The sequence below is a fragment of the Sphingomonas sp. R-74633 genome, from assembly GCF_013416555.1.
Lineage (GTDB): Bacteria > Pseudomonadota > Alphaproteobacteria > Sphingomonadales > Sphingomonadaceae > Sphingomonas.
Genome location: NZ_JACCFG010000002.1, coordinates 338,554 through 350,454, shown reverse-complemented (window position 1 = coordinate 350,454; position 11,901 = coordinate 338,554). Strand labels below are relative to the sequence as shown.

The 11,901-nt window shown below is 64.3% G+C and carries 7 protein-coding genes; 5 read left to right on the top strand and 2 right to left on the bottom strand.

The features are described 5' to 3' along the window. A complete protein-coding gene (locus tag HZY97_RS07895; RefSeq protein WP_180142290.1) occupies positions 1 to 315 on the bottom strand; it encodes a TrbC/VirB2 family protein in 315 nt (104 codons plus the stop codon). Between the two features lie 484 nt (positions 316 to 799). Between HZY97_RS07895 and HZY97_RS07890 the strand changes: the two genes are divergently transcribed. From HZY97_RS07890 to HZY97_RS07870, 5 genes are all read left to right on the top strand, one after another. Further along, positions 800 to 1,690, top strand: a complete 891-nt coding sequence (locus HZY97_RS07890) for a hypothetical protein (protein WP_180142288.1) — start codon at positions 800 to 802, stop codon at positions 1,688 to 1,690. 163 nt (positions 1,691 to 1,853) lie between these two features. Further along, positions 1,854 to 3,092 (top strand): GDSL-type esterase/lipase family protein, encoded by a 1,239-nt coding sequence (locus tag HZY97_RS07885; RefSeq protein ID WP_180142286.1) that lies wholly within the window; start codon positions 1,854 to 1,856, stop codon positions 3,090 to 3,092. Between the two features lie 144 nt (positions 3,093 to 3,236). Continuing rightward, complete coding sequence (locus HZY97_RS07880) at positions 3,237 to 6,131, top strand: TonB-dependent receptor (protein ID WP_180142284.1); 2,895 nt, start codon at positions 3,237 to 3,239, stop codon at positions 6,129 to 6,131. 64 nt (positions 6,132 to 6,195) lie between these two features. Further along, positions 6,196 to 8,607, top strand: coding sequence for a GH92 family glycosyl hydrolase (locus tag HZY97_RS07875; protein WP_180142282.1), 2,412 nt, complete (start codon positions 6,196 to 6,198; stop codon positions 8,605 to 8,607). Positions 8,608 to 8,633: 26 nt separating this feature from the next. Then, a complete protein-coding gene (locus HZY97_RS07870; protein ID WP_218942963.1) occupies positions 8,634 to 10,214 on the top strand; it encodes a carboxylesterase/lipase family protein in 1,581 nt (526 codons plus the stop codon). A gap of 141 nt (positions 10,215 to 10,355) precedes the next feature. Here the strand turns inward: HZY97_RS07870 and HZY97_RS07865 are convergent, their stop codons facing one another. Beyond that, the gene (locus tag HZY97_RS07865) at positions 10,356 to 11,891 is read right to left on the bottom strand and encodes a sulfatase (RefSeq protein WP_180142279.1); all 1,536 of its coding nucleotides are present in this window, start codon (positions 11,889 to 11,891) and stop codon (positions 10,356 to 10,358) included. Positions 11,892 to 11,901: the final 10 nt, after the last annotated feature.

Here is an 11,901-nt window from a genome sequence, read left to right as displayed (position 1 = left end):
TCAAAGGCTCGATTGCGCGGTCGACTGGATTCCCGCGACGATGCTCGCCGCACCGAACAGGATGAAGCAGCCCAGGATCACCGTGGCGCCGTAGCGCCAGTTTATCCGGCCGGTGAGCATCAGGAAGCCGACCGACGCGACCGCGATCACCGCCACCACCGTCGCGACGGTGCCGAGCAGGGTGCCCTGCAGCCAGGTCACGGCGGAAACCAGCGCGCCCGAGCCGGCGGGGTCGGCGTCCTGCGCGAAGGCGGAGGCCGGTATCGCAAATACAGCGAGAAGGGCGCCCCGCAGGGCGCGCGCGTTGATGCCCATGATCCTCGTCCCATGTTCGGCCGCCCTTGTGGTGGGCGACTCTGACCGCATTTCGGGATAATCCGATTCAAAAAGCAAATTAAAAAAGCAAAATACTTATCTGAATATGGGCCTAATCGTCCGGGTGCGGTTCGGGCATGCGCGGTTGAACCTTAGTCGCCGGTAAGCCTGCCCGTGGGCAACCGGCACGGTTGGCGGGGGGAGGGCGCAGCAGCCCTTACTCTCATGTTTCAGGTAATTAGATCGTTCTTACAATAACTTAATTTATTTAGAACCAAAAGAAAAACAAAAATGCTTTTTAATATCGACGGCTCGCCATATGCTCGAACGCGGTGCGTCTCTCGGCTAACGGGAAATCAGACCCACAACGAGCCAGGAACCAGGGAGGCGACGCCTTAGAAAAAAACAGAGGAGAGCTTTCATGACCTTGAAACGGCACTTAACGACTCTCGCTTGCTCAGCAGCCCTTGCGCTGCCGGTCGCTATGTTCACCGCAACGCCTGCTTCGGCGCAGGTCCCGCCGGGCGTGTTCTCCCGGCCGCTTCACTTCGTGTACGCGCGGACCGCAGGAAAGGCCTTTTCGGGCAATTCCGATCCCGCGCTCAACCACACCGACGCGCAGTTGCTCACCGCGCTGGACCAGGTGCCCGGCGGCGTCACCGCGCTGGTGCCGTTCTTCCTGAACGTCACCAACGTCGCGCAATATGACACGTTCATCCGCTCGATCACCGAGACCCGGGGCATCATCATCGTCCCCGGCGTTGGCGGCGATCCCGACACCGGCGAGCGGATCGACTCCGCCGGCTACAAGGCGATGGCGGCCAACGCCAAGCCCTATACCGACTATCTCCGGCTCGAGAACATGCAGGGCTATCTCGACCGCGGCACCGGCGGTCGTGCCGCGATCCAGAGCATGATCAACTATGCGGTCGGCCTTGGCTACAAGCACATCATGCTCAATCCCTGGCCGGTCGACATCAACAACCAGCCGATCCCGTTCACCAATCCCGAGCTGGATTCGACGATCTACCAGGTGCGGCTGACCAAGGTGAACACGCCGCAGGGCTATTGCCCCGACCACACCAAGGACGCGACCAACTGGGGCCTGCCGAACAACACCACGATCACCAACATGATGGCTTATCGGCGCGTCAAGGTCCTGATCAACTATGAGAGCGCGCCGCAGCATGAGGCGCTGTCGTGCCTCGAAAGGGAGAGCGCGCTCTCCTCGCGGGCGGCGATGAACATCACCGCGACGGCGATCGAGAACTACACGGCGTTCGACCTCCATTGGGCCCCGCCGTTCACGACTGCCTATGACCCGCTCAAATGGGGCACCTGGACCTGGGAAGCCAACCGTCTCGGTGACTTCTAACTGAAGGATGCGCACCCCATGCAGGGGTGCGCATCTTCCTGCCAATGCCTGTTCGTCCAGCCAGCCGATAGTCGTCGGCGGGGTTTCTTCGGTCGTCTGCGAGGGCCGCGATGGTGCGCGGTGGACCGGCGGATGTTGGCCACCCAACAGCAGGGGATTCATCATGAAACTTGGTAGATATTTCGCGGCGGCCTGTGCGTGCATGTTCGTCGCCGTGCCGGCGCTTGCGCAGACTCCGAACTGGGTCGCGAGCTGGGCTGCGGGGGAGGGTGCGCAGGACACGCCCCCCGGAGAGGCAATTCCCGCTGGCGGGATCACTTATCGCAACATCGTCCACATGTCGCTCGGCGGTAGCCGGGTGCGCGTGCGCTTCTCCAACCAGCACGGCACGGAATCGCTCAAGATCAATGCGGCGACCATTGCCAAGCGCGACGGCACGGCGGACAGCATCCTGGCGACCAGCCGCCAGACGCTGACCTTCAACGGTGGGGCAGCGACGGTGACGATAGCGCCTGGCGCCGAAGTCTATAGCGATCCGGCGCCGCTCGCGGTCAACGCCAATGAGGATCTCGCGATCAGCTTCTTCCTGCCGAAGCAGACGATCAGCCTGTACACGAGCCACTTCAAATCGTTCCAGACGTCGTATTTCGCGAGCGGCAACCAGGCCGCCAACAAGAACCTGACCACGCCGACCAACTACCGGTCCTGGCATTTCGCCACGGCTGTCGATGTCGATGCACCCGCGGGAAGCCAGGCTGTCGTCGCGATCGGCGACAGCATCACCGATGGTACCGGATCGGACATCAACCAGAACAACCGCTGGCCGAACCTGCTGTTCAACACGCTCAACGGCCAGGCGAGCACGGACCATCTCGCGGTGGTCAATACGGGGATCGGAAGCGATCGCATCCTGTATGACGGTGGCCTGGACGACGGTTCGGGCCGGGTCGGCATCACACCGGCGCTCTACAAGCGCTGGGGCTATGACGCGATGAACCTGTCGGGCGTGAAGACGATCATCCTGCTCGAGGGCATCAACGATGTCGGGCATTATAACAATCAGACGCCGAACACGACGGCGCAGATGCTCATCGACAAGATGATCGATCTGGTCACCCGGGCGCATAATCATGTGCCGAGGATCAACGTGATCGGGGGCACGCTGACCCCCTTCTACAACAAGTCGGGCTATTATTCGATCGCGTCCGAGGACATCCGCAACGACGTCAACGCCTGGATCCGCAGTGCAGCGGCGCCGTTCGACGGCGTGATCGATTTCGAAGCCTGCGTCCGCGGAACCACGATGCCGACCGCGTGGCGGCCGAACATTACTCTCGATAAGCTGCATCCGAACGCGCAGGGCGAGCCCGTGCTCGCGAGCTGCGCCGCAGCGCAATTCTGACACCGTAGACACTTTCGCCGCCCCTCAGTGAGGGGCGGCATCCTTTGCGCGGTCTATAAATTAAGTATTTTGTTTTAATATCCACTGCTGCGTGATACCCATCTTCAAAATCTGACGAAAACGATCAGAATCAGGAGAGGTGAGATGAGGATTTGCATCCTGGCTGGGGTGTCGATGCTTGCGGTCGTAAGCTCGGCGCACGCGCAAACCGCGGTCGACGCGACGGCGCAAACGAACCAGAATTCCGGCACGCAGGGCCAGGCGACCGCGCCGGAAGACGGCGTTGCCGAGGACCAGCAGATTATCGTGACCGGCATCCGGTCCTCGCTGACCCGCGCCGCCGACATCAAGAGGGACGCGCTCCAGGTCGTCGACTCGATCGTCGCGGACGATATCGGCAAGCTGCCCGATCCGACCACCGCCGCCGCGCTGCAGCGCGTGCCGGGCGTGCTGGTGTCGGTCAATCGCAACAATGAGCTCGCGGATGTCCGGGTGCGCGGCCTTCCCGATATCCTGACCACGGTTGATGGCCGCGAGGTCTTCACGACCAATGATCGCAGCTTCAACCTGCAGGACATGCCCGCCCAGGCGCTTGCCCGGATCGACGTGGCCAAGTCGCAGACCGCCGATCAGATCGAGGGCGGCCTGGCCGGCACGATCGACCTCCAGCTCAACAAGCCTTTCGCGTTCAAGAGGCCGACCGTGGTGCTCACCGCGCGCGGCAATTACGGCCGCTATGACGACCGGATCGGGCCGCAGATCGGCCTGCTCGCGACCGACCGCTGGGATACGGGGATCGGCGAGATCGGCGTGCTGGTGAATGGCAGCTATTCGAAGCAGGGCTATACTCGCACCTCGACCATCCTGGTCGATCGCCGCAGCTCGCAGACGACGCCCTACAACACGCCCGGCCTGCTCCTGCCCAACGTCATGCAGGACATGCCGCAGACCGGCGAGGTCACCCGCAAGGAACTCAACGCAGCGCTGCAATGGCAGGCCTCGCCGTCGCTGGTGGCCTATGTCGAGGGCTTCTACACCAGCTTCCGTGATCGCGGCGCGGTGCAGGGCTTCAACTTCCAGCCCTATACCAACAGCTTCGGCACGACCGCGATCGTCTCGGTTACCGATGTGGTGCCGGGCAATCAGTGCATCACCACGCGCGCGAGCAATTCCGGCCAGAACCCGGCGATCAACACCGATCAGCAAGGGCGCCAGACGCTCGAGGCCAACTCGGTGCAGACGCTGTGTCAGCCTAAAAGCATGACGATCCGCAACGCGGCGATGAACCAGTCGTCCACCGCGCGCGACAACGAGACGACCAACAAGCAGGTCGCCGGAGGCTTCGTCTATGACCAGGATGGCTGGCACGCCAAGGTGGACCTGTCGTACCAGCGCTCGGACACCGACACGCAGGACTTCACGATCAATGTCGGCCAGCGCCTGGCGACGATGACCGTCGACTTCGACGATGAGGGGCTGCCCCATTACACGACGCCGAGCGGTCCGCTGGAGAGCGCCGCCAACCTGATCCTCCGCAACGCCTTTCAGCAGAACTACAGCACCGCTTCGGGCACGCTCTTCCAGACCAAGATCGATCTGGCCAAGGACTTCGACGGCAGCGTGCTGAAAAAGCTCAGCGCCGGCGCGCGCTACGCCAATCGCGTCGCGGCCTTCCAGTCGGTCCAGTCGAGCACGCCCCTGCCGGCACCCGCCGGCAACGGTTCGCCCAATTTCGGCACCAACGAGGCCAATGTCGTCAAGTTGAGCACGCTCGGCCTGCCCGGCAACTTCCTGACGCTGTCGGCGCCCACGCCCGATCTCAACAATGGCGGTCGCGCGCTGGTGCCCAGCACCGACTTCCTGCTATCCGAGAGCAATCTCGACCTGATCCGGCCCATCTTCAAGCTGCCGCTCGGCCGCCCGGGCTATGATCCGGGCCGCCGGTTCGACGCGAAGGAGCGGACCTTCGCCAGCTATGCCCAGGCCGAATATGAAGTACCGCTGGGTGGCGATGCGACGATCGACGGCGTGATCGGTGTGCGCGTGATCCAGGCGCACCGCGTATATGATGGTTTCCAGGCCGTGACCTCCGGCGCGACCACGACCTACGCGCCGCTCCATTCGGATACGACCAACTGGAATGTGCTGCCGGTCGGCACGATGCGTTTCCGCGACGGTGCCTTCCAGTCGCGCCTCAGCTACTCCAAGTCGATCCGCCGCCCCGATTTCCCCGATCTGAATCCGGCGACGACGCTGCGCCAGTCGTTCAACAACCTTGTGCAGAGCACGGGCACGGCAGGCAATCCGAACCTCAAGGACCAGCGATCCGAGAGCTTCGACGCCACGCTCGAATATTATATCGGCAAGGGCTATGTCGCGCTCGCCGGCTATTACCGCAACATCCATGATCGCGTGATCACCGGCGCAAAGGTCGAGAGCTATGCCGGCATCGACTACGCGATCTCGCGGCCGCGCAATGTCGGCGAGGCCAAGCTCAAGGGCATCGAGCTCAGCGGCCAGTATTTCTTCGACTTCCTGCCCGGTGCGCTGAGCGGCTTCGGCGCGCAGGGCTCTTTTACCATTTCGGATTCGAAGATCGGCGGCAACGATCCGCTGGCGGGCTTCCCGCTGCAGGGCGTGTCGAAATACAACTACACCGCCGGTCTGCTCTACGAGAAGTTCGGGCTGAGCGGGCGGCTGGTCTATACGTGGCGGTCGAACTATTTCGATGTCGACCGGACGGCGCAGCCCACCCTCCGACCCATCGATCCGTCGGCTCCGGTGACCGGGAATTTGTCGGGCACACCGCTCCCGCCGCTCGTGCCTGCGCCGGCGCTCGTCTACACCCGCGGGGCAGGGCGGCTCGATTTCAGCATCGGCTACGACATCAACCAGGCAATCCGCATCGATGTCGGCGGCACCAACATCCTCGGGAGCCGAACGCTCGATTACTATAATTACAACGGCCTCAGGGGCCTGAGCTATTCGACGCTCTATGACGAGACGACCTACACGGTCGGCGTCCGCGTCCGGCTCTGATCCGGGCCGATCGAACAAGGGGGAACGGGCAAAAGCCCGTCCCCCTGATTTACGGAGGGGATGAATGGGTAAGTTTGCTTCGCGGATAGGGCTGCTAGGCCTGTTGGCCATCGGAACGGCGGCGGGCGCGCAGGAGGCGGACAACGCCCCGCGCGATCCGGCGGGCGAAGTGAACACGTTCATCGGGACCACCAACGAGGGCAAGAACTTCCCCGGTGCGGTGCTGCCCTATGGCATGGTCGCGTTCAGCCCCGAACAAGTTGCGATGCCCGGCAGCAAATGGCCGGTGCTGTCGAACGGCTATGAGTGGAACGCGACGGGCATGAAGGGCTTCTCGCTCACCCATATGATGGGTGCGGGATGCGCGGGCTCGGGTGGCGACATCCCCTTCATGCCGGTCACCGTCAATGTCGATCGCTCGCCCGAGCTCTCGGTGTCGCAGACCGCCTTCACCAGCGGCTTCAGCCATGCCGACGAGAGCGCCTCGCCGGGCGCCTATAGCGTCAAGATGAAGAACGGCGTGCAGGTCGACCTCAGCGCTACCCAGCGCACCGGCTTTGCGCGCTTCACCTGGCCGGCTGGCCGCTTCGCCAACCTGCTGATCCGTCCCTCCGCGTCCGAAGTCGGCAGCAGCGACGCGCATATCGAGATCGATGCCGCCACTCGCACCGTGAAGGGCTGGGTGACGAGCGGCAATTTCTGCGGCCAGTCCCCGGAGAAGCGCCGCAGCTATTACACGCTGCACTTCGTCGCCGAGTTCGACCAGGCATTCCAGGTCGGCGGCACCTGGGAGAATGAGGTGCTCAAGGCCGGCGCGACGAGCGCCAGCGGCGGCACCAGCTATGGCGACTATCCGGCGCCCCCGCTCGGCAAGGGATCGGGCGGCTGGATCTCGTTCCGCGGCGCGAAGAAACCGGTCGATGTCCGCATCGGCATCTCCTATGTCGACGAGGCCGGCGCGCGCGCGAACCTGGCTGCGGAGAGCCCGGCGGGCACCACGCTCGAGCAGGTCCGCAAGCAGGCGCGCGACATTTGGAATGCCCAGCTCGGCAAGATCGCGATTGAAGGCGGGACGCCCGACGAGCGCACCGTCTTCTACACCGCGCTCTACCATTCGGTGATCCACCCGACGATCTACAGCGATGTCGACGGCCGCTACACCGGCTTCGACAAGCAGGTGCACAGCGTCTCCAAATTCCAGAAGGCGCAATACGCCAATTTCTCGGGCTGGGACGTCTATCGCTCGCAGGTGCAGCTGGTGACTCTGCTCGATCCGCAGGTCGGGTCGGACTTCGCCCAGTCACTGCTCAATCAGGCCGATCAGAATGGCGGCGTGTGGGACCGCTGGACGCATATCACTGGCGCGACCGGCGTGATGAACGGCGATCCGTCGCCACCCTCGGTCGCGGCGATCCATGCCTTTGGCGGCGACAAGTTCGATCTCAAATCGGCCTATGCCTCGCTGCTCAAGGCGGCCACCGTGCCGACCGCGCTCGATGTGAAGCGCGGCGGCCAGCGCAACGGCTATGGCCAGCGTCCGGGCCTCGATCAGTGGCTGAAGCTCCATTACCTGCCGGCGGACGCTGCCGTGTGGGGGGCAGCGGCGACGACGCTCGAATATGCCGCCGCCGATTTCGGTGTGGGCGAGCTGGCGCGGCGGGTCGGCGACACCGCCAATGTCCGCAAGTTCCGCGAGCGCGCGGGCTGGTGGCGCAACCTCTACAATCCCAAGGCGAGCCCGAAGGGCGGCTATATCCAGCTGCGCAACGCCGATGGCAGCTGGCCCGATTTCGAGCCCGGCACCGGCGAGGGCTTTGTCGAGGGCAGCGCCGCGCAATATCTCTGGATGATCCCCCACGATCCGGTGGGCCTGTTCGAGATGATGGGCGGCAGGGAAACCGCAACCGCCCGCCTCGACGCCTATTTCAAGGACGAGAAGGGCAATTGGATCATCACCGATCCCGAGACCAAGGAAGGGGCAGGGAAGGAGCATCCCGAGCTGGGCAACGAGCCGTCGATCGGGGATCCGTGGCTCTACAATTTCCTCGGCCAGCCCTGGAAGACCCAGGCGATCGTCCGCACGGCGCTCAACCAGATCTGGACCAACAGCCCCGGCGGCATCTCGGGCAATGACGATCTCGGCCAGATGTCGTCCTGGTATGTCTTCTCGGCGCTCGGCATGTACCCGCTCTATCCGGGGCGCGGCGAGCTGATCCTGGGCAGCCCGTTGTTCCGCAAGGCAGTGGTCTCGCGCCCGGGCGCGACGATCACGATCCTCGGCAACGGTGCGGGCACCAATGCGCCCTATGTCCAGTCGCTGACCTATAACGGCAAGCCCTGGTCCAAATCGTGGTTGCCGGAGAGCTTCCTCGCCAAAGGCGGCACGCTCGGCTTCGAGCTGTCGGACAAGCCGAACACGAGTTGGGGCGCTGCGGACAAGGATCTGCCGCCCTCCTTCGGGCCGAAATCGAAATAAGCGCAATCACCAACGGGAGGGATCTGATGGGCAACGGGGTCTGGCGGTGCGGAGCCGCAATCATCGCGCTGGCTGTGGCAATGCCCGCCGCGGCACAACAGTTGCCGACGGCGCAGACCGCTTCCGGCACGGTCGAGGGCTCGGTCAGCCCGGATGGCAAGGTCCGCGTCTTTGCCGGCATTCCCTATGCCAAGCCCCCGGTCGGCGCGCTTCGCTGGCAGCCACCCCAGGCCGAAGCCGCCTGGACCGGCGTCCGCAAGGCGACGAGCTTCGGCAATCGCTGCGTGCAGGGCGGCGGGTTCGACGACATGGTCTTCCGCGATCCCCAGCAGAGCGAGGACTGCCTCTATCTGAACGTCTGGACCTCCGCTGCGTCCGCCAGGGCGAAGCTGCCGGTGATGGTCTGGATCTATGGCGGCGGCTTCCAGGGCGGCGGCTCGTCCGAGCCACGGCAGGACGGTGCGGCGCTCGCGCACAAGGGCGTGATTGTCGTCAGTATGAACTACCGGCTGGGCGTGTTCGGCTTCTTCTCGCACCCCGAGCTGATCCAGGAATCGCCGCACCACGCCTCGGGCAATTACGGCCTGCTCGACCAGGCTGCAGCACTGGCCTGGGTGCGCAAGAACATCGCGGCCTTTGGCGGCGATCCGAACAATGTCACGATCTTCGGGGAGTCAGCCGGATCGATCTCGGTCAGCGCGCAGATGGCGTCGCCGGTGTCGAAGGGGCTGTTCAACCGGGCGATCGGCGAGAGTGGCGGCATCGCCGAATGGCAGACGCGGATGAAGCCCGCGACAGAGACCGGAAAGACCGGCGAAGCCTTCGCCCAGGCGGCCGGCGCGTCGAACCTCGCTGCACTGCGCGCAATGTCCACCGACCAGATCATCCAGGCGACGAAGGCGAAGAAGGGCCTGCAATTCTGGCCGAATGTGGACGGCTATTTCTTCCCCGAAGACCCGATGGCGATCTATGCCGCGGGCAAGCAGGCGCATGTCCCGCTGCTGGCGGGCTGGAATGCCGACGAGCATCGCTCCTACCAGTATTTCCAGAACCTGGAGCCGACCCAGGAGAACTACCTCAAGAAGCTCGACGAGGATTTCGGCGCCGATGCGCCTGCGGTGCGCAAGCTGTTCCCCGGCGATACGCCCGAGCAGATCGAGACCTCGGCGCACGACCTCGCCAGCGCGTTGTTCATCACCTACTCGACCTGGAAGTGGATCGAACTGCAGGGGAAGACCGGCGGCGCGCCGGTCTATCGCTATCGCTTCGATCAGCCGATCCCGCAGGAACCGGGCAAAAGGCCGCGCGGCACCCACCACGCCTCGGACATCACCTTCGTGTTCGGCAACCTCTCCGCGCGCAACCTGCCGTGGAACGCCGATCACCAGGCGATGAGCGACATCATGACCTCCTATTGGAGCAACTTCGCCAAGAAGGGTGATCCCAACGGCCCGGGCCTGCCGGTTTGGCCGCGTTACAGCCCGAAGGCTGGCTATAAGGTGATGCACCTGCAGGTCAGGCCGGGGGTCAAGCCCCAGGCAAAGCCCGCCGCCGACCGGGCGCAGTACGAACTGCTCGATCAGCTCGCGCAAAAGCGACGGGACTAACTTGCTTCTTCGTCACCCCGGCATTGTGCCGGGGGCCACTGCGCCGCAGGTGCTGGGCAAGCGCCTCTTGTCCAGAATTCGCCTCCCGGTGGACCCCGGCACAAGGCCGGGGTGACGGTTTTTAGGAGGCGTACAAGAACCTCAATCGTCGTCGTCCCCGCCGGCTTTCTCGCCGCGCTTGCCCTTCTTGCCCACCTTCTCGCCCGGCGCTGCCTCTGGCACCGGGGCGAGCGCATGGACCGAGGCGAGCCAGGCAGTCAGCTTGCCCTTGAGATCGGCCGCCCTGGCAGACTGCTTCGCCGACAGGTCGGTCTTCTCATAGGGGTCGGTGGCGAGGTTGAAGAGCTCGCTCGGCACCGAGGGATCGAAGCTCAGATAATATTTCCAGTCGCCGATCCGGATCGCGCCGCTCACCTTGTCGCCGGTCTGGCGAGTGCGCGGGCGTGGGCTGTACCAATAGATGATGCGGTCGGCCGGCATCTTCCCGCCCGCAAGCACCGGCAAATACGAGATGCCGTCGACATGCACCTTGGGCTGCAGCGGCAGCCCGGCTGCGGCAAGCAGCGACGGATAGTGATCGCTGTTGACGGTGAACTGGCTGGTCACGCTGCCAGCCTTGGTATGGCCCGGCCAGCGGACGATCATCGGGATCGCCAGGCCGCCCTCATAATCATGTCCCTTGCCGGCACGCAGCGGCAGGTTGCTGGTCGGGCGTTCGCTCTTGGTGTGCTCGCCACGGTTCGAAAGCCCGCCATTGTCCGAGGTGAAGACGATCAGCGTGTTGTCGGCGATGCCGAGGCGTTCCAGCTCGGCGCGGACGCGGCCGACGCTTTCGTCGATGCTCGCGATCATCGCGGCGTAGACGGGGTCGTCCTGATATTTCTTGGTCTCGCCGTCGCGCTGCAGATAACCGTCGGGCTTGGGTCCACCCATTGCCGCGAGCTTCTTCTTGAACTTCTCGACGAGCTCGGGCTTGCCCTCGAGCGGCGTGTGGACGCCGTAGTGCGAGAGATAAACGAGGAAGGGCTGGTCAGGCTTGGTGCGCTGATGCTCGTCGAGAAACTTGATCGTCTCGTCGGTCAGCCGGTCGGCGAGATATTCGCCCGGCTTGCCGGTCTCGAGCCCCGGTCCGAGGATGTGCTTGCCGGCGTTGTAGGGGAAGAAATGCGTGCCGGTCATCCCGGCCGAGCTGCCGCCGATATTGATGTCGAAACCCTGCGCCTGGGGCTGGGTGGCGGGCGTCTTGCCCTCATGCCACTTGCCCGCGAAGAACGTCGCATAGCCATTGTCGTGCAGCGCCTCGGCGATCGTATAGTCCGAGGCCTTGATCGATTCCGGGCCACCGGGGACCTGACCGCGCGCGGGGTTGCGTCCGGTGAGGATCGCGTAGCGCGAGGGCACGCAGCGCGGATAGGCGGAATGGGCGTTGGTGAAGCGCATCCCGTCGCGCGCCAGCGCGTCGATCGCTGGGGTCTCGTAGAAGGTCGATCCGGTGACGCCCAGGTCGCGCCAGCCCATGTCGTCGACCAGGATGAAGACGATGTTCGGCCGGGCGCCATGGGGTGCTGGCGCGCGCGGCGGGGCTGCTGCTGGGGCTGGGGCGTTCTGTGCATGGCCGGGGCCGGTGAAGGCCATCAGGGCCAATGCTGCTGCCGTGCTCGCATATCGGATCCGCATCGTCGATCTC